This window comes from Breznakia sp. PFB1-19 (genome assembly GCF_029893935.1).
Lineage (GTDB): Bacteria > Bacillota_I > Bacilli_A > Erysipelotrichales > Erysipelotrichaceae > Breznakia > Breznakia blatticola.
The window spans coordinates 34,595-61,470 of record NZ_JARXXJ010000003.1 but is presented as its reverse complement, the minus strand read 5'-3'; the positions used below and the strand labels follow the sequence as shown (position 1 = coordinate 61,470).

Sequence of the window (26,876 nt, the reverse complement as noted above, 5' to 3'; positions counted from 1 at the left end):
ATTACCTTTTTCTTATTTTCGATAGTGTACGTTATTCCAATCGATTTCAGTTACTTTATGAGCTTTTGGCTTTTCCTTTGCAAAACCTAAAGCTAAGATCCCAACAATTCTTGATGAGCTGGGTAGTTCAAGAAGTTTACATACCAATGTTTCAGCATCTTCTTCCTGCTCAGATTTTCGTAAATGAATTTGGCACCAACAATTACCAATACCAAGTTCAGTAGCCATTAGTGACATATAGGATAAAGCTATAGAACTATCTTCAATCCATGTATCAGCTTTTTTGCTATCTGCAACCACAACAATTGCACAATTGCAAGTTGCTAGCATCGTAGCACCAAGTTTTTTAGTTTTTGATAATGCCTGCAACAAGTTTGTATCTTGAATTATGTAAAACGAACAAGGTTTACGATTCATACTTGTTGGTGCGAGTAGTCCTGCTTGTAAAATGCTTTCTAAGCTTTCTTGTGGAACGTTTTCGTTTGTATATATTCTTGTACTTCTTCTTTGTAAAATCGTCTTAAGTAATCCCATATGCCCTCCTATATACTCTTTTGTTCTTTTACGTATTGTTCTATCTCTAAAGTCGTTAGTCTGCGAACTTGTGTACCTTCAAATTGTTGATATTCCTTTTCTATTACAGGGTTATGGATATCACAAGTTTTATCTTTATGTTTATCAGCGTAGATTTGTGCATCATGTGTATCTTTGAATATCTTATAAGATACACGACCATTAGCAGCAACAACTTTATAGATTCCACAACTACTTTTTGTTGAGTAGATAGCAGTTCGTAAATACAATAAAGCTATTTCTACAGAAGTAAATGGGAAATTCCAACGTTGAAGTCCACGGTTTGGATCATGTTCAATGCAAATACATCTTCCACATGTACCACAGATGTATTGTGTATGTTGTTCAAGACAAGCTCTTGCTTGTCGTAAGGGTGTGATTCTTGCATGTTCACTAAAGCACTCTATACACATATAAAACTCCTTTACTATGATATGTATCATATCACAAAACATGAATAAGAAAAGAGCTGACGCGCTGCGCCAGCATAGTTATTTTGTAGTTGAAAGATTCAGCAAACTACCTTTTTAAATCTATTCATATCTTTATTAATAAATAAGTTCGTTTTCCCAATCGAATGCACCTGAACTTTCTACATTTTTTGGCCAATGACTACACCATTTTGGTACGGATGGAGTTTCTATCCGATCAATACTTGGTGTATATGGTTTTATATCAAGAAGTGGTGTTTGATCATGTGCATCGATGTATGGAATATGAATCATTCCTTTTTCCATATCAATATGCAATACATCTACAACCGTCACTGCAATCGGGTTTGGACGAACTGGTGAACGTGTCGCAAAAATACCCATCACTTCTGGTGCATTCTTATAGGGTTGCTTTGTTTCTAATGCTTCACGATATGTTGGTTCATCAAAATCGCTAGCCCACCAAAGAACATTGATGTGGCTAAATCCTTCTAATGCTTGAAGTGCTGGTATATACGCTTTATCAAGTGCTATATATACACCTTCATTTGAGTTACAGATTTTTCCAATTGATTTTACATTAAATGTTGTCATAAATTACCTCCGTGTATCTATCTGTATACACACTCTAAACCCTCACATCATGTGAGAGTCAAGCATAATTTAACTTCATTTATTTCTAATCAATGGAATTTGAATTTCCGTAAGATATGCATCTGGATTTTCTTCATTCCAGGGACCTCGATGAACGATTTGTCGACTTGATCCTGCCATCGTATATTGATCATTTTTTTCAAGCCAACTTGCAAAGGTTTGATATGCTTTAGCAATGTTACTAAATTCACCATAGACCATCGTACAAGCCATAAACTCTACAGGTTCAACATAACGATACACGCAAGGAAATATATCATCATATTCTTTATCAACTTGCACACATAACTCAACATCTACATCTTGTTCGCGATAATCCATATCGTGATAGATGGAAAACGTTTCTTCATTTGTGCGAATTTGATATTGCTTCAAATAGGTTGATAGTTCCTTCCATAGCTCCCCTTCATGATAATAATCTGGCAAAATTCTTCTAAGCGATATAACTTGATAACCAGGGATTGATTTGATCGATGTGTTGTAGTGTATGGTTTGTTTACCATCACTTAATTGCTGTTTAGCAATTCTGATTTTATTAAGTTTTTCTTTTTCATCTTCAATATTCTGCTTTATAACATTTAATTTTTGATCCAACTGAGCCAATGTCTTTTGCGTATCCGAATACTCCAATGCTTCAAGAATTTCAGCAACACTAAAACCACTATCACGTAGATAGATGATTTTATTAAGTCTAGGAATTTGGTCTACTGCATACATTCGATATCCAGTATCTGCATCAACAGTTGCTGGTTTGAGTAACCCATTTTCATCGTAATAACGAAGCATACGAACTGACACTTGAGTTAATTTTGAAAATTCACCAATTTTAAACATAGTATTTCTCCTACATGTAATCAAATTATAGTCAGTTGTTTTTCATACTTCAATAAAATTATTATGCTTCACATAATATTTTCTAATGATACAAAAATGTAAGTAAATAACAAATGGCACAAATTAGTGATAACGGAGTCATTACATATTTTTCCTTTTTGCTGTTTGAAAAGAAATTCATCGCTGTATTAATTACAAGATATATCGCAAAAAACAAACAGATCCATATTGCTGCAGTATATGAAAGTGGTAGTGTAATCATATTTCCAACATATAGAATTATCAATATTGCAAATATTTGTATGATAAAAGAAATACCTGTGGCAATTCTCATATGTTTAGGAAGCACTTTATGTGCACCTCCAAGCGTATATTCACCAAGTGGAAAGCCAAAGGTAACTAGTAGTGTTAGAATTGCTACAAAACTAAATAGCAATGCACCAAGTAATGCATATATCATGTACTTCTATCCTACCAATTTCTTTTCAAAATCAATTGATGTTCGTGTACCAGCATGAGGATCATTCCATAATCCGTGTTTTAGCTGAATACGTAAAATGCATGTACCCTTATCTTCTTCATTATTTGCAACATAGTACCACTCAGCAAATATCGTTCTCAGTTTCTTAATAATATCTTCATTCTTCTTGTCGCAAACCCAACCAAGGTTTTCAGCAACTCCATTTGCTGTAAAGTTTTCGACAATAATACAAATTGCAACATTTGGATTCTTTGCAACCTGTTGCATCTTCCCTGTCACTTCATGTGTAACTACATAAAATGCCTCATCTTCATAATATGCATCAACAATTCGTGCATCTGGACGAACCATACCATTTACTTCATCTAAAGCAATGGTTGATAATGACAACAAATTATCCTTATTTCCAAATTTTTCATTTAAATCTTGTATTGCTTTTTCATATGTCATCATACATGTCTCCTTTATATCATTTTGTGACTTCTACTACTGGTATTCAAACTTCATATTTCATAATGCCAATCAACCAATCCAATTTATCCTGCTATTGGAAGAATCAAACATTATAGTTTAATCGTATTGATGTCCTCTGTGATAATCCAATCATCCATGTTTTTCTCACGATTGTAAGTAAATGGTTCAATTGGTTCTATATCAGATACTTCATAAACCGCAAGATACTTTTTACCTGCCCAACGTTCATACTGCTTCTTTGATAAATTCAATTCTTTTTCATATTTTCTTACGAAATCAATGGATTCTTCTTTTGTCATTTTCTCTGATTCAATGACTTTTGATATTCTTGCCTTGTGTGTAACTGACATATCTCCACCAGTTTCCACAAAATATAATGTATCATCAACTTTCGCACGTCCACCCAATGGCGACTTTCTACCGGCAGCACCACGAATAATCATCGTTTTTTCTCCATCAAGTAATTTGTTTAATTCTTTACCTTCTTTATTTAAATATACTAAGTGTTCTGCTTTTCCTTCTTTTCCAATATACCATTCTGCTTTTGCCATACATTCCTCTTTCCCTAGCCTTTCGACTACATTATTCATCATTGTATGAGATTGTAACGTACACCGCACCCTAAGGTGCTTTTTAAGTTTATCACAACTCGTTTGTATTAACCTTACAGTCTATTTATAAGAAAGTAAACTATATTTGAAAGGATACATTCAAATTCCCATTTAATGCTTTCAGTCTGACAGTAATATTGCGTTGTTGATGTGTGAAGGGCCTTCATCAACACTATACAAAAGATAGTCTTCATGATCTTTTAGATCGAATTTACGTAGCGCATTTCCATCAATATAATAAACTACTTTATTATGACTATCATAATAAACAGATCTTCCCATCAAATGCTCATATTCTTCCAAAGGTGCAGTAGCATCATAAATCGCTTCATCACTTTCATCTTTGAAGTGTCGATTATCTTCAGTGCGATACAAATACGTATCATCACTTGGTATGATTGAACCCACTACTTTTCTGCCAATTTCTTTTATTGGTTTTATTTTAAAATTAGAAGCAAACAGATACATCGTTGATTCAGGCGTTTCTTGTTCATACAATTGATAAAATGGAACAACAGCAGCATATATTGTTTTAGTTGCTGAATTGAAGCCTAGATTATCAATATGTAATTCATCATTCCAGTCATAGTTTTGAATATCCTTTGATTGCTTATCTACTAAATATGGCTTTATTCCGCGATTGAATTCTTTGATTTCTTCAATTAGTTCACCACCAACGAATATATAATCATCAATAGGAAAAATGTAATTAACAGTTAAAAATCGATCATCAAAAACTGATACATCCTTCATTTCTACATCGTAAACCATTATGCCATCTTCACGCGAATAAAGAACATCCTGCTCTACTAAGTTTTGTGAGTAATACACTTTATTATCTTTTCTATCATATACTCCAATTGGGTATTGTGCTCGATTTTCATATGTATAAATCTTCTCAGCTTTCTCACTACTCATATCAAAAGAATAAATACTTGTCTCTATTGTGTTTTCATCTTTTTGTATTGATGCTGTAAATGAAATATACTTCCCTTTCATTTCAGCTGTTTTATTATCACATGCAGTCACTATCAATAGAACACATAGACAAAAACCAACTATAATTCTTTTCACTTGTTTCCCTCCTCTTAAGTTTTCATATTCATTATTATGTCTAATTTACTAAATTATAGCATTGTAGTTAACGGTAAAGAAGGATACTTTCTAAAGTATAAAAGACCAACGAACTGGTCTTTTGAGTTGTAAAATAATACTTGATTTCATTTTGTGCTTTTTATAATAGAATAACAGTCATTTAAATGTACTTTTTGATGTCTTGTAATTGGCATTAGTAGTAAACCACCTACATTTTTCTTGCCCCAAAAATCAATCAACCAAATAGAATCTTCATGGTTTAATACAGACTTTGAAGTTAAAATAAAGTCTAATTGATCTTGTGTTGGCTTAACTTTCAAATCACTACTTGTGAGTTTTTGAATGATATTTCTTGTCTTTTTTGCTACTGCTAAGCGGTAGTCGAATAAAGTCTTTTGATTAATTGAAGAGGAAAACTCGACCATTTCCGTTTGAGACATAGAATTACCAGTATCAACTCTATTAACATTCATTTTCTCAATCCAATTGTCTTGAAAGATCACTTGTGTGTCATTAGCAATTAATGTATTTGCACAAATATCTTCAATTCGTGTCATATGGAAAATAAAGAACGCAATAGTACGATATCCTTGATACTTTTTACTTGTAGTGTATCGAAAACTCTTCTCATTTAATCCAGCTAAGGCCTCATTTTGAAAAGTGTCAATAGAATTATGCGTTAATTGCTTATCGTGAACAAGCTCGTGTGCACGTAATGCCTTTGTTTTAACTTTTTCAATATCGCCGTCTTTTATAGCTTGTCGTAACTCTTTAATAAGTAGATTATAAATACTGTTATCCAACATTTTTAACCCTCCTTTGGTCTAGATTTGTTCGAATGTGTTTAAAAATGCTTAAAACCAAAGATTTCTATGAGTTTGTCCATTGCAGGAACACCACACACTCGATATGCGATAAGTTAATTTCACTAAATCACACCTTATAATTGAACCGAAGGAAAAGATGTGATTTTTTCGTCTGTTCAATTTATCTGATGGACATTTTCTTTCCCAAATAAAATCTTGGCTTTCGCTAGAATCTTAGGCGTTGGTTTGGGATAATATACAACAAGATTATCCATTGCTCTTGAGCAACACACATAAAAGATTCTTTCTGTTCTTTTAATTATAGATTCTTTGCCTGTGGTATCCTCAAAAAAATATTTGAAGTTGTAATTATTCCATCTTCCGTTATCCATAACCACTAACACATTATCAAATTCAGCTCCTTTGATTCCATGCTGAGTCGAATAAGGGGAGAAATCATTGTAATACTTAAAATATGCTATTACCTGTGATTTTGGGAGAACTTTTATTTTATCATAGACTTCGGAATGGTTTTCTAAAAAATCATCTAACCTATTATCTTTTTTAACTAGACGTTCTCTATCAAACCTTTCAATCAAATCCCCAATACTCATTTCACTAGCACATATATCGGACAACGATTTGCTTATCTCTTTCTTGTCGTTATTATTATTTATTTTTCTCTGAATCTCCGCAATAACATATGCAAAGTTCTTTTCTGAATAGTAATAAAGTATACTCCCAATTCTTAATAAATGTCGAGCTAATCGATCCGGCTCATTACCTATAATCCGATCATTATTTTTATATGCTGATAACAATTCTACAAAACCAAGCCTCATAGCACTTAATTTATGTGTCAAAAACAAGACTTTAGTGCTTTGAGAATTATCAAAATCCCATCCTTTTGCGAAATCACTTTCTTTAAATGGTAATAAGTCAAAGTCATCATTTGAGTAGAGAAATTTTGCACTTCCTTGTTTATTTGCAATTGCTCCCTGTGCTGTTTTTTTTGCTGGTTTCTGTTGAATATCTCTTCGAATACGATTTAGCAATTCTATCACACTAACTGCGCATCGATAATTATCCTCTTTTACCACTTCATATACATCACCGGCGGCAATATGTGCATCTATATTGCCGATTCCTGTTTCATAAATTGATTGCATTTTATCTCCGAAAAACCCAACGCATAACCGATTCTTTGCAGCTTCTCTAATATGGTCTAAAAAAATTTTGATAACCATGGATTGGGTATCTTGATACTCATCCACAAAAATATAATCATATTTATCGCATAAAATTTTAGAAAGAAGATGATGTTTTCCAAACATATACTCCGCTATTTTTAACAAATCATCGTGTGAAATAATCCCTTGTTCTAAATCACGATAGTTTTGGTATTCTATATATGTGAAACTTTGATCAGTGATTATACTGTTCCCAGAATATGTAAGCCCGCTACCTTTGCATTCCTTTTCTTGTGCTATCAACGCAACTACACTGTTCTTTATGTTTTTCTGATAATCTTTTATTTCATTCCATAGAAAGTCATGAATCGTTGATACTCGAAGCTTTGAATATGGTGAACGCTCTTTTATCTCGTTTGCTGCTACATTTGTGTAAGTTATGCACTCAACATTAGCTTTAGGATTGTTTTTAAAAACATGATGTAATGTCTGGATCAAAGTGTATGTTTTTCCGCTCCCTGCACCTCCGCTTAATAAAAAATTAGTTTTATTATCCAAACACGAAGAGATTTGTTCCATCACTGTGCCAGCCATTTTAATCCCTCCTCAATATACATAGGTGTTTCCCAGTTTTCGTTCTCTTCGCCCCCATGTAAAAGTATATCTAGAGCAAAAGAGGTTTTGCTATCAATGCATTCTTCTGCCAGTGAGTAAAAATCATTATTTGTAGATGTTAATTTTGAACGATTCTTTAACCCAATAAATTTGTCTTTGTTATCTACAATAAATTGTAAATTTCTACAGATAAATGCATCTTCGAAACTTCGAGCTTGATATCCGTGTTGGTCTTTTTGAAATATTAATCTTAAACTTCCATTCGGATTATAAATCCATTTTGATTTCTTATCATCATAATTAAAAATGATTGGATTATCAACTAATTTTACGATTTCTGCGAGGCCTGTCTTTTCTGTAAAGAATTTAATTGAAGCATTTGTTGTTGTAGTACCTTCACTATAGCAACATTTTACAAATCTCCCATTATCAGATTGCTTTGCACAATCAAGATCTGTTACGATTAATGTTTTTATTTTCAGAAAACCTAAAAATGTAGCAAAAATGTGTGAATATGCACCAACTTCAATAACCGAAATATTTTGTGATAGTAAGGGTTCTTTTTTGTTGGTTTCTAAACGCAATAACTCTTCTCTATCATTTTCACTCTCTGCCTTTCCTCTTGCTAAATTATAATTACGTATCTCAGCATCATCAGTTTTTTTCATCATCGCGGAAAAAAGCATTCTTTCTGTATCTCCCTCTATTAGAACCGCTTTGTCTGCAAAAAAAAGTTCAGCTCGATTTAAAGTTACATATTGTTTTACAAATCGATATAACCGTTCTTGTTCTTTTTTGCTAGGTTCATTTTGGGAAGTAACCATTTTTTTGTGTAGTGTTTTTAAACTCCTTGACTTCACACTGACCGATGATTCTCGATAAAAATATTTGATATCCTCAAAATCACATTGCGATACAATGTGTGAGGAATGTGTGCTTATAATGGTTTGTAAAGAAAAACTGTCTCCTGCAGCTTTGCAATGTTGTTCTAGAATTCTTTTTACATTTTTAATGAACACATATTGCATCTGTGGATGAGTATGAGCCTCTGGCTCCTCAATAAAAAGTAGATTCAGTGGTGTTGGAGTCTCTTCATTATTATTCTTCTTTGATAATAAGTCGAGTTTTATCCGAATATTAAATATAATTGCAAATAGATTCAAGTAACCTAATCCATTGTAGTCTTCTGGCAAAAGTGAATTTTCGTGATTGTATTTAACTGTAGTATTATCTTGAAATATCTTTTTTTCGCTCAACGTAGAAATAATTGAAAGTTTTGCCTCTTGTGGGTTATATGACATTTCAGCTATTTCATCTACAATAGGTTTAAAAAGGTCTTGATATATTTTAGTAAGGCTTTCGTCAGTATCACTGAGTTTCTTTTGCAATTCTGGGAATTCTACCTCGGAAGTAATGCTTGAATTATAATACTTACTAGCCAAAAGCGAGAGTGATTTGCTTCGACCCTGCTCATTATCGACATCCCGTTTAGCTCCAATTATTTGCATTGAAATAATTGAATTAACAATGTCGTTATTAATCAATTTGAAATTTCCTTCGTTTCCATACTCTAATGCTCTAATGCGAGTAGAAAAGTATTTGTTTATATGTCTCTTGATATAATAGTCAAATGTCCTATTAACACCACTAGCTTTAAATTCCGCATAATCTTTAATAAGTTTTAAGTATTTTTCATATACTAAAACATATTCGAACATCACAACAAGATTATGCATTTCACTATCTAAGTCAAGCAACAGCAAGGAGGCCTTTCCTAGGTTATCAGTATCCTTATATGATATGCATAACTTAAGCGATAAAGCGGGCTCTTCATATTCTTCCAGTGTTTTATTGGTATGTTCATATGACAAAATTTCGTTCTGTATTTCAACATTAAAATCCTCAAATGTAAATTCTGGTTTACTTTCAGCAAGAAATTTCTGAAGAATAGATAAAAACGAAGTTTTTCCAACGTTATTTTTTCCTATTATTAATGACAAGACATCTTCAAAATCGATATCTAAATTTTTCAACATTCTAAAGTTTTTTATACTAGCAGATTTTAGTTTCATACAACCCCCTCCTTACAAAGTTAATCATTATTCCTTAGTGTTATTCGCTTGCTTTACTTGATTTCTAATCGTTTCTAATAGTAAGTTCATACTATCTGTATATATATTAATCCTATCTTCCAATAAATCTAATTCGTTTTGCGAAATACCTATTTTCCCATAAAATATAGTTGCTTCTTTCCACTTTAATTCACCAATCTTCTTATTAAGAAAATCAAATTCTTCTTTAAGCGATTGCAACTCAGGCGTAAGATTTTTTTTCATTGTATTTTCCTTTCTCCAATCTAAGCTATTTATGCATCCTATACTTCTGCTGCCCGGAAGTAGTTTTCTCAATCAGTTGCATCCTACCAGAATTTTTATTTAGCAGCCATCTGTTATTGTCATTAAGATGACACATTCGATATGATACGTGTTTGGAAACATGTCGACAGGTTGTACATATTCACATGTGTAACCATGCTCTTTGTATATCGCGATATCTCTTGCTAGTGTTGCTGGATTACATGAAATATATGCAATTGTTCTTGGTTGCATTTTCACTGTACTCTCAATTGTTAAAGTATCCAGTCCTTTACGTGGTGGATCTACAAAAACTACATCCGGATAGTTCTTACTAGAAGCGACTTTATCAGCGTATGTGCCTGCATCACTACAAATGAACGTAACATTATCCATCTGATTTAATTGTTGGTTGATTTTTGCGTTTTCAATTGCAGGAGCAACAATTTCTACACCAGTTACATGTTTTGCTTGTCGAGCAAGAAATAATGTAATACTTCCAACACCACAGTATAAGTCAATCACTTTATCTTCGTTTGTTATATTAGCTGCTTTAATTGCTTCATTATATAAATGGATGGTTTGCTTAGGATTGATTTGGAAGAATGAATGTAATGAAACTTGGAATTTTAATCCATCAAGTTCCTCGACAATATACGCTTTTCCATCAATCACATCAATATGATCACCTAAAATCACGTTGTCATTTCTTGTATTAATGTTTTGTAGTAAAGAAACGATTGGATATCTATCTAGTAATGGTTTTATAAATGCAGCAATTTCCTCTTTATGATCCTTACGCATGATAAAAGCAACCATGACTTCCCCACTTACAAATGCGTGTTTAATTAATACATGACGTACATCATCTACAAATGATGTATTTTTAATTGCACGTAGTTCAGCATAGATTGTATCAATCAGTTCACTTTGTACAAGGCATGTATCAATATCAACTAAATCATTCGAACGTTGACGATAAAACCCCATTGCAAATGGGTGTCCTTGTACTGGAAACTGTGCTTTGTTTCGATAATGAGATGTATTACTAGTTAAAGGTTTACGCACTTCAATATCTAATTTTCCAATATTTTGGATATTTTGTTTTACAATACGATGTTTAAAATCTAATTGTGCTTCATAGTCCATATGCATAATATGGCAACCACCACATTTTGGATAATATGGACATGAAGGTGTAATGCGATGTACACTTTCTTTTAGAATTCGTTCCACTTTTCCGTATCCAAGTTTTTTATTGCGTTTTAGCACTAAGAATTCAATTTCTTCATGTAATAGGACACCACGCACAAAATAGGTGAAGTTATCTACTTTAACTACACCCATTCCATCGTATGTATAATCGCTAACTGTTCCTTGCAGTAGTTCACGTTTTTTCATTGAAACCTCCAAAAAAATCGAGCATTACTGCCCGATTTCTTCTCCTTTTTTGGGATATGATTTAAGTTTATCAGCAACTTCTTGGTTTTTAGCATTAGATACAATATCCGTATGTTGTGATTCTGCACTTGCATTTTTTACAAGTACATAATGGATGTTTGTTGGTCTTGCTTCATCTGGTAGATAGTTATAAACCTGAATTTCTAAATCATACATTTTTGTATTTTCCTTGTTAGTGAAATACGTAGCAATCGGCAATATAGAATCCACTTTTGCATATGCATCATTTACGATGGCAGCAATTTGTTCATTTGTTGTTTCATCTTTTGTGTTGATTGTAATTCGTAAAGTTGCACTTTTCAAATTTACTTCAACATCTTCTGCTTCAGCATATCCTAACAAACCTTCAATATCTTTTAACTTTGACTCTTCAATTTTTGGATCCAGTTGTCCTTTGAAACGATCTCCGACTACTGGTTGGCTTGAAGAACCCATAGATGTAAGTAATACGAAAGCAAGGATCAAACATGGTACTGCAACTATCACAATTGTGAAACGAAGCAACCAGTTTGGTCTACGTTTATTCTTCTTGTTTTTGTTTGTTTTTTTGAGTATAGCCATGAAACTCTCCTTGTCTAACCTATTTTACTATCTTTTGTTTAATTCTTCAACAAGCAACTTGTTTGTAAGTCCTGGGTTTGCTTGTCCTTTCGATAGTTTCATAACTTGTCCTACTAAGAAACCAACTGCACGGTCTTTACCGTTTTTGAAATCTTCTATAGATTGTGGGTTTGCATCAAGTGCTTGATTAATAAGTGCTAAGATTGCATTTGGATCACTTAATTGTTCCATTCCCTTTTCTTTGACAACAGCTTTTGCCGTCTTTCCTTCAACAATACCTTCGAATACTTCTTTGGCTTGTTTACTAGAGATTTCTTTGTTTGCAACCATGTTGATCATACTTGCAAGTTCAATTGGTGCTAGTTTACTTTCTTGAATTTGTAATCCATTTTTATTTAAATATGCACTTACATCACCTAGTAACCAGTTAGCAACCAGTTTATATTCTTTGGTGTGTGCTACGGTTTCATTAAAGAAATCAGATAATTCTTTGTTTGCTACTAATGTGTTTGCATCATAATCGCTTAATTCATAAGTTGAAATATACGTTTCATATCTTTCTTTAGGTAATTCAGGCATGTTATCGATAATGTCTTGCATCATCTCATCGTCAATACGAATTGGAAAGATATTTGGTTCTGGGAAGTATTTGTAGTCTACAGCACCTTCTTTTTTACGCATTTCTACAGTTTGACGAGTTGCTTCATCAAAACGTAAGGTTGCTTGGCTTACAGTACCACCAGCTAAAAGTATTTCATTTTGACGTTTCATTTCATATTCAATAGCTCTTTGTACATTGGCAATAGAGTTCAAGTTTTTGATTTCTGCTTTTGCCCCCAAAACATCACTTCCATATGGACGTAATGAGATGTTTACATCACAACGTAAAGAACCTTCTTCCATACGCACATCACTTACACCTAGGTAGTATAATGTCTTACGAATTTCTTCTACATAAGCTGCAGCCTCTTTTCCATTACGCATGTCTGGTTCACTAACAATTTCAATAAGTGGTGTTCCTGCACGGTTAAAATCAATCATCGTTCCTTCATCTGTATGGAATTGTTTTGCTGTATCTTCTTCCATATGGATACGATTTAAGCGAACTACTTTCTCACCTTCTTCGGTTGGAATTGTTACACTACCATTGCTTCCAATTGGATAAAACTGTTGTGTAATTTGGAAACCTTTTGGTAAATCTGAATAATAGTAGTTTTTACGGTCAAAGCGAATCAAACGGTCTACTTCACAGTTTGTTGCTAAACATGCTTTTACAGCACTTCGTACAGCTTCTTTATTCACACATGGTAGAGTTCCTGGCATTCCTAAGTCAATTTCATTTGTACACGTATTTGGTGTAGCTGCAAAACTAAGTGGTGCACTTGAGAACATTTTTGTGTTTGTTTTTAATTCACAGTGGATTTCAATCCCAATAATGACTTCAAAATTCATCTTAGAAATCCTCCTTTGTTATACCAGCTAATCCTGTTACATCTTCAATTCCTTTAGCAACATTAAACATTGTTTGTTCATCAAAAGCGCGTGCTAATAAGTTTATTGCAACGGGCATTCCATCAACCATATCATAAGGTACAGTAATTGAAGGATATCCACTAAAGTTTCCTAATAACATATGATTTTCTGCAACCATAAATGTATTGTTTAAATCCTCTCCATACGAGTCATCTGGCTTAGGTGCAAGTGTACCTGCAGCTGGTGCTAATAATACATCGTAGTTTTTTAATGCTTCATCAACTGCTTCAACAATAACACGACGTACTTTTTGTGCTTTTCTAAAGATTTTATCTTGGTTTTCAACAAATAAACTATATGATCCAATAACAAAACGATTACGTACATCACTACTAAATCCTTTTGTTCTTGAATTGATCATGATTTCATTTAGATCTTCACCAGGTTCACGCATTCCAAAACGAATTCCATCCAAATTTGAGTGATTGGCTGTAGCTTCTGCATTTGAAATAATGAAATATGTTGGTAATAAAGCGTTCATTAGATCTTGGTCAATTGTAACCATCTCTAATATTGCTCCTTTTTCTTCAAGCTTTTTAGTGAATGCATCAAAAGAAGGACGGAATCTAGGATCAACAATTGCATCAATTACATTTGTGATAATTCCAATTTTCTTTCCTTTTAAATCACCATTTAATAAACTCGCATATGCTTCAACTTCTTTATATGATGAAGTCATATCTTGGTCATCGCGACCTGCCATTACTTCTAAAGCAAGTGCAGCATCTTCAATGTTTGTTGTAAAGTATCCAACATGGTCCAAACTTGAAGCATATGGAATGACACCATAACGTGAAATTCTTCCATAAGTTGGTTTTACTCCAACAATTCCACAGTATGCAGCAGGTTTTCTAACACTATCACCTGTATCTGTACCAATAGCTAGCGGTGATAATCCAGCAGCAACAAGTGCAGCAGAACCACTACTACTTCCTCCAGTGATTCGTTCTAAATCATATGGGTTGTTTACTTTTCCAGTGTAGGCATTTAATCCTGTTCCACCCATTCCAAGTTCATCCATAGCGCTTTTACAAGTGAAAATAGCACCTGCATCACGCAACTTTTTAACTACTGTTGCATCATAGAATGGTACATAGTTATCTAATATACGACTTGAAGCTGTCGTTCTTACACCTTTCGTTGAAATGTTATCTTTTAAGACAACAGGTGTTCCAAATAATGGTGCATCTTCTTTCATCTTGTAGTCTTTAATTTGTGCATCTACATCACAAAAAGAAACAACTGCATTTAATTTCTCGTTTGCACTTACAAGTCTTGCTTGTAAATCAACAAGTTCATGTATATCTTTATTTTTAAAGTCTTGAATTCGCATTATTTCACCACCTTTGGTACTAAAATTTGACCATCTTTTACTTCTGGAGCATTTTCTAATGCTTCTTGTTGTGAAATAACATTCTCTACTTCATCTTTACGTAAAAAATGCGTTTCTAGTTCAAATGGATATACCATTTCTTTTACGTCGTCTGTATTGATTTTATCAAGTAAGTCCATCTTGCGAAGAGTCACTTCAAATTCCTTTTGTAGGACTTCGATTTCATCATCACTCAAATCAATCATAATTTGATTTGCCAACTTACGAAAATATGCCTTATCTTTTTCCATAATGCTCCTTCTAATAATAAATTACTTCTGTATCTTTTGATCCTTGCTCACGTTTAATCATTGCAAAGAAATCATTTGTGTTATTTACAAAACGCACAGTAATTTCATAACTGTCGCTATCAAAGTTTTGTAATAGCTCATTGGTTGTTTGTAAAATTGCCATCAATTCTGTATAGGTTTTTGCTTGCGTTTGTACCGTTATTTGCAATTTCGTCAAACGGTCATCATCAAACTTTCCTTTTCCGATAACTCCAATATCATTTGGAACGATCATAAAGATTCCTTCTTTTACACTATTAAATTGACTACTTAATACAGGGTCTAGTTTTTCTACATCTGTACTTGGAAATAATACCCACTGTTCTTTGATGCGACTAAAACTGATACTTTCTTTCCCATATCCTTTTGCCATAAATACACCAGGTAATGAATCATCAGTTGATTGTGCTTTAAATAGCGTCATACAAATCGGTGTACTGTTTCCAATGGCTGGATCTTTATGTAGATAATCAAGTAATGTAATACTTGCTTCCTCACCGATCTTGTATAACATTTCATCATCAATTGTTATTTCGTTTTCTTCATTATCATATGTGCTTGGATTTAAAACAATTGCCAAACTGATTCCTTTTATCTTTGGATTTTCACTTGCATCTTGCACAAAATCCAATTCAAAAATGTCTGCAATTGGTGTTGTTTTTTCACCTACAGTGATAGTAGTTCCTGCAGCATTGATTGGCATAGTTGTACCTTTAGCAGGATTTAAACCATATGTGTTTTCATCACTTTTACGACCTAATAAGCCCTCTTTATCTCCCATTACAATACCTGCTTGTAAGTCATCGCGGGAAATTATTTGGCCTTCCATCATATAATATGACTCCGGTGAAAAATGCTCTTTAGAGTACTTCGTTAGTCCATTTCCAACTGCTTCAGCATCATACCAACCACGGTTAAAATCAACATGTGTTTTTCTTGTATCATTACTGGCTTTCGTTTTTAGTATTTTATAGTCTCCAGCGACGATGGGTTCGGTAACTATGGCTTTATCACCAGCATTTTCCTCGCTTGAGCAACTAACAAGTCCCATTACCATACACAATAATACAACCAGCATTCCTGTTTTAGTTTTCTTCATATTTTGAGACCTCCGCTAAGAATGTTGCTTCATCCATAGTTTCTACACCAAGTTGTTGTGCTTTGCTTAGTTTACTACCCGCTTCTTCTCCATAGATAACCAAGTCGGTTTTCTTTGAGACACTACCAGAAACATTTGCACCATATTTTTCTAATAATGCTTTTGCTTCATTGCGGGTTAAACCAGTCAAACTACCTGTTAAAACCACGGTTTTATCACTAAACATCGTTTCGATGTTATCTATTGTATCACTATTCATGCGGAGTCCAAAACTTTTTAGACGCTCAATTAAGCGTTGATTGCTATCCTCTTTAAAGAAGTCAATCACACTCTCAGCTGAAATGTTTCCAATATCATTAACTGCGATTAACTGATCGTATGTGGCAGCCATTAATTGGTCCATATCTTTAAAGTGTTGTGCAAGTACATGTGCTGCTTTTTTTCCGATATGTTTGATTCCTAAACCGTATAGTAAATCATCAAGCGGTTTACTTTTACTTGTTTCAATTGCATCAAGTAATTTATCAATGGATGTTTCTTTGAATCCTTCCATTTGAATGAGTGTATCGCGATGCTCATGTAATGTATAAATATCTTCGATTGTATCAAGTAAATGATTTTCATGGAATAAAGCAATTCTTTTATCGCCAAGGGTATCAATATTCATTGCATCTCTACTTGCAAAATGCACCATGCTCTCTAAAACTCGCGCAGGACAATCTACATTAATACAGTAGTGATCTGCTTCTCCATCATAGCGCACTAGATGTGTATGACATACTGGACACGTTGTTGGAAATGTATATACTCCTTGGGAACCATCACGTCTTTCTGGTAAAGAACGTACAACTTCAGGAATGATATCTCCTGCTTTACGTACAACAACCATGTCACCAATTCGTATATCTTTATGTGCGATATAATCCTCATTATGTAACTGTGCAGCTTGTACTTTCGTCCCAGCAACACGTACAACTTCTAGTACAGCATTTGGTGTGACTTTTCCTGTACGTCCGACAGTTAAGGTAATATCTGTTAGTTTTGTAACAACTTCTTCTGCAGGAAATTTATATGCAATTGCCCATTTTGGTGTTTTTACTGTGTAACCTAATTGGTTTTGTTTCGCTAAGGAATTCACCTTGATAACAATTCCATCAATTTCATAAGGAAGTGTTGCTCTTTTTTCACTATTTGTTTCAATAAATGACCAAATTTCATCCATGTTCTTACAAATGCGATATTCTGGATTGATTTTAAAACCGTTGTGCGCAAGAAATTCAAGTGCATCACTTTGTGAATTGACTCCTTCGACATCTACAGCAAGTTGGTACCAAAATCCATCAAGCTTTCGCTGGTATACAACATTTGTATCCAGTTGGCGAATTGTACCTGCTGCTGCATTACGCGGGTTTGCAAATAGTTCTTCGTTTTGCTTTGCACGTTTTGCATTTACTTGTTCAAAACTTGCTTTTGGCATGTAGATTTCTCCACGAATTTCCAATGTGTCTTTGTATGGAATTTGCATGGGTATAGAACCAATCATACGAATGTTTTCTGTTACATCTTCACCGACAACACCGTCTCCTCTGGTTACTGCTTGAACAAAGATTCCATTATCGTAATGTAAAGACATAGCAAGACCATCAATTTTTAACTCCAAGACAAAATCGGTATCACCTACACTAGCATCAACACGTTTTACAAAACTTTGTAAGTCTTCATAGTTATACCCATTACCCAAAGAGTACATTTGACGAACGTGACGAACTTTACCAAATCCTTCTAGGATTTTCCCACCTACACGTTGTGTTGGCGAATTTGCATCATAATCTTCTGGATGCTCTTTTTCTAAATCTTGTAGTTCTTGCATCAAGCGATCATATTCTTGATCACTGACGCTTGGTTTATCAAGTACGTAATATTCATATCCATATGTATGGAGAAGATCACGTAATTCTTTTATTCTTTGATTCATTGTTTGTACTCCTATTTTTTATGCAACATATGATGATTTGCAGCTAGTTTTTTAATTCCAAATTTCTTGTCAAAAGCAATTTGTGCAACACCATCACTGATTTTAATAACAACACCATCTCCAAAGGCATCATGCGTAATTAAATCACCTTTGCGCAAGCTTCCTTTTCTTGTACTCTTTGGAATACTTGAAGATGAAGTACGTGTAATTCCATCATCTTTTTTCGCTTTATATCCTTGGAAGATTTCACCTTCTTTATTTAATACATCATCTCCAAGTTCTTTAACAAAGCGACTTGTTGTTTTCATACGACCAGTAACATAGCTTAAACCCACAGAAGTTGTAAGGAATAAGCGTTTGCGTGCACGTGTAAAAGCAACATATGCTAAACGACGTTCTTCTTCAAGTGCGTGTTTACCACCTTCATTTACACTACGCTCATTTGGGAAAATACCTTCTGCTACGGAATAAACAAAGACATTATCAAATTCCAAACCTTTCGCACTATGCACACTCATCAATTGAACTGCATCACCAGCACCTTCTTCTTGCGTATCTGTATATAATGCAATCATTTGTAAGTAGTCATCTAAGGTTCCTTCAGGATTGTTTTCTTCATATGTTTCAATATCGTGAATTAACTCATTGATGTTATCTAAACGATCCGTTTCATTTGCATCTTCCAACATTTTAAAATATCCACTTTCTTTAAGCAGTTTTCGAATAATGATAGAAATCGCCATCGTTTCACTTTCTTTACGATACTTTAAAATCAGATCAACAAATGCATCGATGTTTTGTTGGGTCTTTCCTTTTGCGATTGGATGCAATCGAATTGTCTCAAAATAATCAAAGTTATGTGCTTCTGCTAATACATCCATCGTTTCCATTGTCTTAGGACCTGCACCACGTTTTGGCACATTTAAAATACGTTTAATTGCTAGTTCACCCATGCTTTTGTTATCGGTGATCATTAAACGCAAATAACTTAGTGCATCTTTAATTTCTGCACGTTCAAAGAACTTCACGGAACCATAAATTCGATACGGAATATTTCCATCAAGCAACACTTTTTCCAAGTTTCTAGATAAATAGTTACTACGATATAAAATCGCCATCTGATGATATGGAACACTCTCTTGGTGTAAAGAGATAATCTTTTTTGCAATCCATAATCCTTCATGTTGCTCATCTTGCGATTCATAGAAACTGATTTTGAAGTCTTCTTCATTTTCTGTGTATAAATCTTTATCAATTCGATATTCATTGTGGCGAATTAAACTGTTTGCAGCTTTTAGAATGGTCTTTGTTGAACGATAGTTTTCGTTTAATACGATACTTTTACACCCTTTAAAGTCCTTTTCAAAATTCATAATGATATCTACTTTCGCTCCACGCCATGTATAAATGGTTTGGTCAGGATCTCCTACCACACAAAGAATGCATGCTGGACCACATAAATAACGTACAATTCCATATTGAATCATATCCACATCTTGAAACTCATCTACATGAATGTAATCATAGCGTCCTTGCCATTTTTCACGCACTTCGACATTTTCCTTAAACAATCGATATACGAAAAGTAATAAATCATCAAAATCTAGTGCTTGCATATCTTGTAGTTTCTTTTCGTAGTCTACATAAATTGTGGCTAAACGTTTTTCGTGTTCATAATTTGCCATATCATATGCTTTACCAGCACTCACAAAACTTGTTTTATTATTACTGATATATGACAACGTTTGTGCATAAGGTGCACTTTTTAATTCAATTTCATGTTTTTTATAAATATCACGTAAAATTGACTTTTGATCATCACTATCTAAGATGACAAAATTTCTCGGATAGTCAAAATAACGGATTTCTTCACGTAAAATCCGTACACATAAACTATGAATGGTGGATAATAAAACACCACTGTTTTTCACGCCTAGAATTCCTTCTACACGTTCTTTCATCTCATTTGCAGCTTTGTTTGTAAAGGTAATTGCAAGTATGCGATATGGTGCTACATGCTTCTCCATAATTAAATAGGCAATACGTGTTGTAATTACACGTGTCTTACCACTTCCCGCTCCAGCAACGATTCGCAAATGTGAATCAATTGTGGTTACTGCTTCCTTTTGTTTTGCATTTAATCCATCTAATATATTCAAAGTTTTTACCTCGCTGCAAACATTATACTACAAAATCACACATCATTTTTGTTAAAACTACAAGATTTTTTATTCAATATGATATATAATCGTTACGAGGTGTGCCTGTGAAAAAAAATAAGAAAACAAGAAACATACGTTATGGTCGAATTCTTGACCTTGTAAATATAATATTATTCCCTATCTTAAGTATTTTACTCGTGCTATTTATTCATAAATATAGTGATAAGTATTACTTATATGCGATAGGATTATTTGCATTTGTATTTGTAGTTATCCTTTTGCTTTTTAAAATTAAAGGTAAGATGATTGAAAATATCCGTCGTGTCTTTTTATTGTTGATGGTGATTTTACTTGGTCTCGCTAATTTTTATACAAAAGATATTACAAGTGGATATGAAGCATTTGCAAGTTCTATGGATAATTCAGAAACAACGATTCATTATGATGTACTTACCTTAAAAGAAAGTACAAATAACTTACAAACACTTGAAGATTTAGATGGCTATGTCATTGGATTTCCTACAAATGGCTCAGCTGAAGCTACAGATAAAGCAAAAGAAACATTATCAAGTAAACTTAGTGATTATGGATCATTAAATTACGATAACTATATGACGATGTATAGTGATTATACACAGGAATATGTTGATGCAATCGTAGTGGATCAAAGTCAAAAAACCAATCTTCCTGAAGATTATAGAAACTTATATGAGATTAGTAATGTCGTTGATACGTATTCATTTACAATTAAAAATAATATTAAGGGTAACGATATTGATATCACAAAAGAAGTATTTACTGTTTTAGTTAGTGCAAGTGATCAAATTGAAGCACCAACAAGTCACTCACTAAGTGATACCAATATGATTCTGATTATTGATCCAGTAAATCATATTATTCAAACAATCTCGATTCCACGTGATTCGTTTATCCCAAATCCTGCATATGGTAATGTTAGTGATAAACTTACACATACAGGTAATGATGGAGTGGAAAACACAAAAGTTGCAATTGAAAAAGCATTTGATATTAAAATTGATTTCTATGTGAAAATTTCATTTTCATCACTTATTGAAATTGTTGATACACTTGATGGAATTCCAGTAAATGTATTACAACCAATCGTGGAACAAGATGAATATCGTAGTTTTGCTGAAGAGGATCTTATTTACCTAGATGCTGGACAACAAACACTAAACGGAAAACAAGCACTTGCCTATGCAAGACACCGTCATTCATACGAAAACCAAGACCTTGGACGTAATCAAGCACAAATTGAAGTTATGAAGGGATTGGTTAAACGTGTATTATCACCTGATGGAATTACCAAAGTAGATGACGTGATGAAATTAATGAGTAACTATGTCATTATGAACTTCTCTGAGAGCCAATTAACAAGTTTTGTGAAACAACAAGTTGATAATATGCCTTCATGGGAATTTAAATCATTAAGTTTAGATAAAGGAATGCAAGGTTCTGAACCAACTGCATCTATGCCAAGTGTATATTCAAGTATCTATTATTTATCAAAATCAGATATTGAAAAAGTAAATGCTATGTATCACCTTATGAAAGAAAGAAATCGTTTGAGTGAATTTCATTTTGATTTAGATGATATGTATAACGGATATAGTACGTATGAAGAAAGTAATGATATTGTACTAGCACCATAATTCAGTAAAAACGGGATGGGTTTCCATCCTTTTTTTATACAAATCATGAAACCTCTTGCTAACGATACATTTCTTCACCACAATTTCACTTTACACTACCTGCCTTTCTATACTATAATTAGTTGAAAAAGAGGTTATTTATGAAAAAATTTATACAGTCGCGTAAGTTTGACTTTCTACTTATAATTTTACTAGGTATTGCACTTGTTTGTGCTGGATACTTTGCTTACCAAGTACGTGTTTTACCAATGAAATACCGTATTGCGGTAATCGCAATTACAGCAATTGTGTTTCTGATTTTACTTGCATTAACATTCAAACGGTTTCAAATTAAAGGAACATGGATACGACGTGTTATTGTTATTTTGATTACGATCATCTATGGATTTGTTTCCTTATATGCATATAAAGGAAATCATACAATTCGCTCAATTACAGATCCTTCAAAAGATAAATACATTACGATATCCGTACTTGCAAAAGCTGACAGTGATATAAATGAATTAAAAGATCTTGAAGATACAACTGTTGGTTTTCAAAACTCAACAGATGAAGACAATGCAAAATATGCAAAAAAAGAAATCAATGCTTCAGTAGCAAATGTTACTTACACAGATCAAAGCAACTATACAGATTTAGGTAACTCGTTATTAAATGATGAAATTGATGCCTTAATCATTACCAAATCAAGCATTAGTACGGTAGAAGACCATATTGAAGGATTTACTTCAAATACAAAAGAAATCGCAACATTCCAACGCACGGTGCAACAAACTGCATCAAAAAACTCTGGAAAAGATTTAACGAAAGAACCATTCACAATTTTATTAAGTGGTATTGATACATCAGATACCGGTGAAGCAAGTCAACGTAGTGATGTAAACATGATTCTTATTGTGAATCCAATTACAAACCACATGGAAATGGTAAGTTTCCCTCGTGATTCATATATCCCGAACCTAGCTTTAGGTGGAATTAATGATAAATTAACACACCTAGGAAACCATGGTGTTGAAAATATTATGGATTCGATTGCAGCAATTAGTGGTTTTGAAATTGATTTCTATGTACAAGTTAACTTCACATCAGTAGTTGAAATTGTAGATGCTATGGGTGGAGTTGAAGTTGATGTTGCTATGGACTTCACTGAACAAAATAGTCAACGTAGTTTTGAAGATGGTGATTTGATTGTCCTAAAGAAAGGACTACAAACACTTAATGGTGAACAAGCCTTAGCATATGCACGTAACCGTCACGATCAACCAGAAGGTGATGTTGGACGTACAAGAGCACAACAAGATATTATTAAGGCGATGATTAGTAAATTAACGACTGCTCAAGGTGTTACTGCTGTTCCTTCCCTAATGGAAACCGCAACGAAATACATTGAAACAGATATGAGTTATGAACAACTATCAGACTTTGTGAATTATGAAATTGAGCACTTAGAACCATGGACATTTGGTAGTACCTCTTTAGATAATGGTGGATTTGACCAAATCCCTATCCCATACGCTGGTGGTAGCATGCCATTATCAGTTTACATCTTATCTTTAACAGATATGGAGATGTTATATTATCGTTACCAAATGATTATTAATCCGACAAACTTCAAAGATTTCAGCTTTGATTTGGAAGATTTATATGGACAGTTACCTCCGTACCAACGCCCAGCAACAGGAATGTTTGTTGGTGATGATTTCTCTAGTGAGAAAGGTGGCGGTGATTATGAGACAGATTATGATGAACCTGCATATGTCCCACCTGTAGAAGAACCTACAGTACCTGAAACACCTGTTGATAATGATACAGATAACGGATCAAGTGGTGGTGATACAGGAACTGGATCTGGAAGTACTGGTGGTAGTGATACTCCTGGTAGCAATCCAGGAGATACACAAAATCCTCCTTCTGATGGAGAAACTCCGAGCGATCCAGGAACAAGTGATCCAAGTACGGATCCTTCAACACCATCAACTGGACAATAATAATCAAAAACCAATTGGACAATGACATCCAATTGGTTTTCTTTTTTATACTTTTTTATAGTAGTAAAGCATACGCATTGCATTTAATACAGCAAGTAAGGTTACCCCAACATCTGCAAATACTCCAGCCCACATATTGGTAATACCAAATGCAGATAAGATTAATACGATGGTTTTAATTCCTAATGCCATCACAACATTTTGAATTACAATTTGTTTTGTTTTTCTAGCAATTTTCATCGTTTTTGGGATGAGTAGTAAATCATCACTCATTAAGACAATATCACTTGCCTCAATTGCTACATCACTACCTACACCACCCATTGAGATACCAACATCAGCTCTCATTAAAGCTGGTGCATCATTAATTCCATCACCAACAAAGGCAACTGCATGGTTTTCTTTATCTAAGTAAGACTCAAGAATACGAACCTTATCTTGTGGTAATAGTTCAGCATGTATATTTTCAATACCAACTTCTTTACCAATCGCATTCGCGATTTCTTTTTGGTCACCAGTTAACATTACAGTATTTGTTACTCCTAGAGTATGCATATCTGCAATTGCTTGTTTACTTGACTCTTTCACTTGGTCACCAATTACGACAGAACCTACGTATTGACCGTTATAAGCGACATAGAGCACGGTTCCTAGACTTTGGTTAGCAGTATAGCTAATTTGCTCTTTATCCATCAGCTTTTGATTACCAACAAGTAGTGGCTTATCATCAAGCGAAACTACAATACCATATCCTGCAATCTCTTGATAACTACTAAGTCGTGTTGCATCAATCGTACCTGTATATGCAGAAGCGATGCTTTTTGCAATTGGGTGATTTGAATAACTTTCTGCATAAGCAGCAAGTTCTAGTGTTTGCTTAGCTCCAGTTATACTTTCAACAGCAAACTCCCCTTTTGTAATAGTTCCTGTTTTATCCATTACAATGGTATCAACATGTTCAAGTAATTCTAAATAGTTACCACCTTTAACTAAGGCACCAATGCGACTTGCACTACCAATACCAGCATAGAATCCTAATGGTACAGAAACAACAAGTGCACACGGACACGATATAACTAAAAATGTACATGCACGATATAACCATGTATAGAAATCACCAACAAAGATCGTTGGGATAATAACTAATAGTAAAGCCAACCCAACAACGATTGGTGTATACACCTTTGCAAACTTTGTAATAAAGGTTTCTGTTGGTGCTTTTTTATTACTTGCATGTTCTACAAGGTCTAGAATTTTAGACACTGTAGAATCTTTATAAACGCGTGTTACTTTACATGTAATTAGTCCTGATGTATTCAGTGATCCAGCTAGCACTTCATCATTTTGATGTACATCTTTGAGTTTTACTTCCCCATTTAATGCACTTAAATCAAGTGATGAGCTACCATCGATCACAATTGCATCAACAGGTACTTTTTCTCCTGCTTTAATTGCAATTACATCATTAATTTTTAATGTTTTAGGATCCACTTGTTTGTAGGATTTATCTGGTTGTACAAGATTTGCGTACTCTGCTTGTAAATCCATCAATCCTGTAATTGACTTTCTTGTTCGGTCGACTGCTAAATCTTGGAAATACTCCCCGATATTATAGAAGACCATAACTGCAACTGCTTCTTCATAAGCAGAAACTACAAATGCTCCTAATGTTGCAATTGTCATTAAGAAGTGTTCATCAAAGATTTCTCCATGTTGAATATTCTTAAAACTTTTATAAATTACATGATATCCAGCAAAGATATATGGAATCACGTAAATAAAGAATGGATGTATATTTGTAGTTTTCTCGATAATGACTCCAACAAAGAATAAGATAATACTTAAAATCAATTCGTTTCGTTCTCGATTGGACTGTTCAGGTGCTTGTTCTTCTTCACCAAGTAATTTAGCCCCTGGTTCTACTTGATCAATCAGCACATTACTACGTGTAAGGACATCGTTTTGACTTAACTTACCTTTTGGTTCAATATAGGCTAATCCATGCGTGAAGTTGATTTTTGCATGTTCAATAAAGTCTGCTTTATTTAAACGATCTTCAACTTTTTGTGCACAGTTTCCGCAATCTAGACCCGTAAGTTTAAATTTATACTTGGCATCTATATCGCCGATATCATCTTCCTCACCTGAAAAAGATGTTGCACACTGACACGATGCTTCATGATGGTGTTCATGTTCATGTGTTTCGTGTGATTCTTTGGTAATGCTTGTATCATGATTGCAACAAGATCCATCTGGCTTGTGATCATGATGATGTACATGTAAATGTTTCATAATTCTACTCCTTTATATGTTCATATGCTGCATTAAAGATAAGTTCAATGTGTCGATCATCTAATGAATAAAACATATTTTTCTTATCCCTACGCGATTTAATGATTCGATTTCTTTTTAAAATTGCAAGTTGATGTGATATTGCACTTTGCGACATTTCTAGTTCATCAGCAATACATTGCACACACATCTCACCTTTGAATAAAACATGTAGAATCTTTAGTCTTGTTGTATCTGCGTACATCTTAAAAAAGATGGCAAGTTCTTCTGCTTCTACAGCATCTAGTTCATCGACTCTTTGAAATTGTGTATGTTGACATTCGTTTGCTTTTTTATTTTCCATCTCTCACCT

24 protein-coding genes are annotated in these 26,876 nt (G+C 33.8%); 3 read left to right on the top strand and 21 right to left on the bottom strand.

Translation table 11 applies throughout. The features are described 5' to 3' along the window. Window positions 1-12: 12 nt before the first annotated feature. The 4 genes from M2098_RS02525 to M2098_RS02510 form a co-directional block, all read right to left on the bottom strand. Complete coding sequence (locus M2098_RS02525) at window positions 13-534, bottom strand: nitroreductase family protein (RefSeq protein ID WP_280681511.1); 522 nt, start codon at window positions 532-534, stop codon at window positions 13-15. A gap of 8 nt (window positions 535-542) precedes the next feature. Further along, window positions 543-986 carry a hypothetical protein gene (locus M2098_RS02520; RefSeq protein ID WP_280681513.1) on the bottom strand — a complete coding sequence of 148 codons (444 nt, stop codon included), beginning with the start codon at window positions 984-986 and terminating at the stop codon, window positions 543-545. A gap of 135 nt (window positions 987-1,121) precedes the next feature. Beyond that, the gene (locus M2098_RS02515) at window positions 1,122-1,598 is read right to left on the bottom strand and encodes an SAM-dependent methyltransferase (protein ID WP_280681515.1); all 477 of its coding nucleotides are present in this window, start codon (window positions 1,596-1,598) and stop codon (window positions 1,122-1,124) included. A 75-nt stretch (window positions 1,599-1,673) separates the two neighbouring features. Beyond that, window positions 1,674-2,492: a MerR family transcriptional regulator gene (locus tag M2098_RS02510; RefSeq protein WP_280681517.1), complete on the bottom strand. Its 819-nt coding sequence runs from the start codon at window positions 2,490-2,492 to the stop codon at window positions 1,674-1,676. 113 nt (window positions 2,493-2,605) lie between these two features. Between M2098_RS02510 and M2098_RS02505 the strand changes: the two genes are divergently transcribed. Next, window positions 2,606-3,010, top strand: coding sequence for a hypothetical protein (locus M2098_RS02505; RefSeq protein WP_280681518.1), 405 nt, complete (start codon window positions 2,606-2,608; stop codon window positions 3,008-3,010). Here the strand turns inward: M2098_RS02505 and M2098_RS02500 are convergent. The 15 genes from M2098_RS02500 to M2098_RS02430 all read right to left on the bottom strand — a co-directional run bounded on the left by M2098_RS02500 (window position 2,959) and on the right by M2098_RS02430 (window position 20,568). Continuing rightward, window positions 2,959-3,426, bottom strand: coding sequence for a pyridoxamine 5'-phosphate oxidase family protein (locus M2098_RS02500; protein WP_280681520.1), 468 nt, complete (start codon window positions 3,424-3,426; stop codon window positions 2,959-2,961). The genes M2098_RS02505 and M2098_RS02500 overlap by 52 nt on opposite strands. A 110-nt stretch (window positions 3,427-3,536) precedes the next feature. Continuing rightward, window positions 3,537-3,998: a hypothetical protein gene (locus M2098_RS02495; protein ID WP_280681522.1), complete on the bottom strand. Its 462-nt coding sequence runs from the start codon at window positions 3,996-3,998 to the stop codon at window positions 3,537-3,539. Window positions 3,999-4,178: 180 nt separating this feature from the next. Continuing rightward, window positions 4,179-5,132: a hypothetical protein gene (locus M2098_RS02490; protein ID WP_280681523.1), complete on the bottom strand. Its 954-nt coding sequence runs from the start codon at window positions 5,130-5,132 to the stop codon at window positions 4,179-4,181. Between the two features lie 146 nt (window positions 5,133-5,278). Further along, window positions 5,279-5,959, bottom strand: coding sequence for a hypothetical protein (locus M2098_RS02485; RefSeq protein WP_280681524.1), 681 nt, complete (start codon window positions 5,957-5,959; stop codon window positions 5,279-5,281). A gap of 176 nt (window positions 5,960-6,135) precedes the next feature. Next, window positions 6,136-7,743 carry an ATP-dependent helicase gene (locus M2098_RS02480; protein ID WP_280681525.1) on the bottom strand — a complete coding sequence of 536 codons (1,608 nt, stop codon included), beginning with the start codon at window positions 7,741-7,743 and terminating at the stop codon, window positions 6,136-6,138. Further along, window positions 7,728-9,836, bottom strand: a complete 2,109-nt coding sequence (locus tag M2098_RS02475; protein ID WP_280681527.1) for an ATP-dependent endonuclease — start codon at window positions 9,834-9,836, stop codon at window positions 7,728-7,730. Before M2098_RS02475 ends, M2098_RS02480 begins: the two co-directional genes overlap by 16 nt. 27 nt (window positions 9,837-9,863) lie before the next feature. After that, entirely contained in the window at window positions 9,864-10,172 is a 309-nt protein-coding gene (locus M2098_RS02470; RefSeq protein ID WP_280681528.1) for a hypothetical protein, read from the bottom strand. A gap of 27 nt (window positions 10,173-10,199) precedes the next feature. Then, window positions 10,200-11,519, bottom strand: a complete 1,320-nt coding sequence (rlmD, locus tag M2098_RS02465) for a 23S rRNA (uracil(1939)-C(5))-methyltransferase RlmD (protein WP_280681529.1) — start codon at window positions 11,517-11,519, stop codon at window positions 10,200-10,202. A 24-nt stretch (window positions 11,520-11,543) separates the two neighbouring features. Further along, entirely contained in the window at window positions 11,544-12,140 is a 597-nt protein-coding gene (locus M2098_RS02460; protein ID WP_134168737.1) for a hypothetical protein, read from the bottom strand. Window positions 12,141-12,167: 27 nt separating this feature from the next. Continuing rightward, on the bottom strand, window positions 12,168-13,592 hold the full coding sequence (gene gatB / locus M2098_RS02455) for an Asp-tRNA(Asn)/Glu-tRNA(Gln) amidotransferase subunit GatB (RefSeq protein WP_280681533.1): 1,425 nt from the start codon (window positions 13,590-13,592) through the stop codon (window positions 12,168-12,170). Between the two features lies 1 nt (window position 13,593). Further along, the gene (locus M2098_RS02450) at window positions 13,594-15,006 is read right to left on the bottom strand and encodes an amidase family protein (protein ID WP_280681535.1); all 1,413 of its coding nucleotides are present in this window, start codon (window positions 15,004-15,006) and stop codon (window positions 13,594-13,596) included. Further along, complete coding sequence (gatC, locus tag M2098_RS02445) at window positions 15,006-15,296, bottom strand: Asp-tRNA(Asn)/Glu-tRNA(Gln) amidotransferase subunit GatC (protein WP_280681536.1); 291 nt, start codon at window positions 15,294-15,296, stop codon at window positions 15,006-15,008. The genes M2098_RS02450 and gatC overlap by 1 nt, the downstream gene beginning before the upstream one ends. Window positions 15,297-15,306: 10 nt before the next feature. Next, the gene (locus M2098_RS02440) at window positions 15,307-16,434 is read right to left on the bottom strand and encodes a CamS family sex pheromone protein (protein WP_280681539.1); all 1,128 of its coding nucleotides are present in this window, start codon (window positions 16,432-16,434) and stop codon (window positions 15,307-15,309) included. Next, window positions 16,421-18,409: an NAD-dependent DNA ligase LigA gene (ligA, locus tag M2098_RS02435; protein ID WP_280681541.1), complete on the bottom strand. Its 1,989-nt coding sequence runs from the start codon at window positions 18,407-18,409 to the stop codon at window positions 16,421-16,423. The genes M2098_RS02440 and ligA overlap by 14 nt, the downstream gene beginning before the upstream one ends. Window positions 18,410-18,420: 11 nt before the next feature. After that, window positions 18,421-20,568, bottom strand: coding sequence for a UvrD-helicase domain-containing protein (locus M2098_RS02430; protein ID WP_280681543.1), 2,148 nt, complete (start codon window positions 20,566-20,568; stop codon window positions 18,421-18,423). Window positions 20,569-20,675: 107 nt separating this feature from the next. Here M2098_RS02430 and M2098_RS02425 point away from each other — a divergent pair, with 107 nt between their 5' ends. Both M2098_RS02425 and M2098_RS02420 read left to right on the top strand, forming a co-directional pair. Further along, a complete protein-coding gene (locus M2098_RS02425; protein ID WP_280681545.1) occupies window positions 20,676-22,244 on the top strand; it encodes an LCP family protein in 1,569 nt (522 codons plus the stop codon). Between the two features lie 140 nt (window positions 22,245-22,384). Then, window positions 22,385-24,232, top strand: a complete 1,848-nt coding sequence (locus tag M2098_RS02420; protein WP_280681547.1) for an LCP family protein — start codon at window positions 22,385-22,387, stop codon at window positions 24,230-24,232. 45 nt (window positions 24,233-24,277) lie between these two features. On the opposite strand, the gene M2098_RS02415 is transcribed toward M2098_RS02420, so the two are convergent. Together M2098_RS02415 and M2098_RS02410 are read right to left on the bottom strand one after the other, a co-directional pair. After that, the gene (locus M2098_RS02415; protein ID WP_280681549.1) at window positions 24,278-26,524 is read right to left on the bottom strand and encodes a heavy metal translocating P-type ATPase; all 2,247 of its coding nucleotides are present in this window, start codon (window positions 26,522-26,524) and stop codon (window positions 24,278-24,280) included. Window positions 26,525-26,528: 4 nt separating this feature from the next. Next, window positions 26,529-26,867: a metalloregulator ArsR/SmtB family transcription factor gene (locus M2098_RS02410; protein WP_280681551.1), complete on the bottom strand. Its 339-nt coding sequence runs from the start codon at window positions 26,865-26,867 to the stop codon at window positions 26,529-26,531. Window positions 26,868-26,876: the final 9 nt, after the last annotated feature.

Coding starts and splice junctions, on each gene's coding strand:
- M2098_RS02510 (WP_280681517.1), bottom strand. CDS start 2,492: ATGTTTAAAATTGGTGAATTTTCAAAATTAACTCAAGTGTCAGTTCGT.
- M2098_RS02495 (WP_280681522.1), bottom strand. CDS start 3,998: ATGGCAAAAGCAGAATGGTATATTGGAAAAGAAGGAAAAGCAGAACAC.
- gatC (WP_280681536.1), bottom strand. CDS start 15,296: ATGGAAAAAGATAAGGCATATTTTCGTAAGTTGGCAAATCAAATTATG.
- M2098_RS02480 (WP_280681525.1), bottom strand. CDS start 7,743: ATGGCTGGCACAGTGATGGAACAAATCTCTTCGTGTTTGGATAATAAA.
- M2098_RS02420 (WP_280681547.1), top strand. CDS start 22,385: ATGAAAAAATTTATACAGTCGCGTAAGTTTGACTTTCTACTTATAATT.
- M2098_RS02520 (WP_280681513.1), bottom strand. CDS start 986: ATGTGTATAGAGTGCTTTAGTGAACATGCAAGAATCACACCCTTACGA.
- M2098_RS02475 (WP_280681527.1), bottom strand. CDS start 9,836: ATGAAACTAAAATCTGCTAGTATAAAAAACTTTAGAATGTTGAAAAAT.
- M2098_RS02505 (WP_280681518.1), top strand. CDS start 2,606: ATGGCACAAATTAGTGATAACGGAGTCATTACATATTTTTCCTTTTTG.
- ligA (WP_280681541.1), bottom strand. CDS start 18,409: ATGAATCAAAGAATAAAAGAATTACGTGATCTTCTCCATACATATGGA.
- gatB (WP_280681533.1), bottom strand. CDS start 13,592: ATGAATTTTGAAGTCATTATTGGGATTGAAATCCACTGTGAATTAAAA.
- M2098_RS02440 (WP_280681539.1), bottom strand. CDS start 16,434: ATGAAGAAAACTAAAACAGGAATGCTGGTTGTATTATTGTGTATGGTA.
- rlmD (WP_280681529.1), bottom strand. CDS start 11,519: ATGAAAAAACGTGAACTACTGCAAGGAACAGTTAGCGATTATACATAC.
- M2098_RS02450 (WP_280681535.1), bottom strand. CDS start 15,006: ATGCGAATTCAAGACTTTAAAAATAAAGATATACATGAACTTGTTGAT.
- M2098_RS02415 (WP_280681549.1), bottom strand. CDS start 26,524: ATGAAACATTTACATGTACATCATCATGATCACAAGCCAGATGGATCT.
- M2098_RS02485 (WP_280681524.1), bottom strand. CDS start 5,959: ATGTTGGATAACAGTATTTATAATCTACTTATTAAAGAGTTACGACAA.
- M2098_RS02500 (WP_280681520.1), bottom strand. CDS start 3,426: ATGATGACATATGAAAAAGCAATACAAGATTTAAATGAAAAATTTGGA.
- M2098_RS02525 (WP_280681511.1), bottom strand. CDS start 534: ATGGGATTACTTAAGACGATTTTACAAAGAAGAAGTACAAGAATATAT.
- M2098_RS02460 (WP_134168737.1), bottom strand. CDS start 12,140: ATGGCTATACTCAAAAAAACAAACAAAAACAAGAAGAATAAACGTAGA.
- M2098_RS02515 (WP_280681515.1), bottom strand. CDS start 1,598: ATGACAACATTTAATGTAAAATCAATTGGAAAAATCTGTAACTCAAAT.
- M2098_RS02410 (WP_280681551.1), bottom strand. CDS start 26,867: ATGGAAAATAAAAAAGCAAACGAATGTCAACATACACAATTTCAAAGA.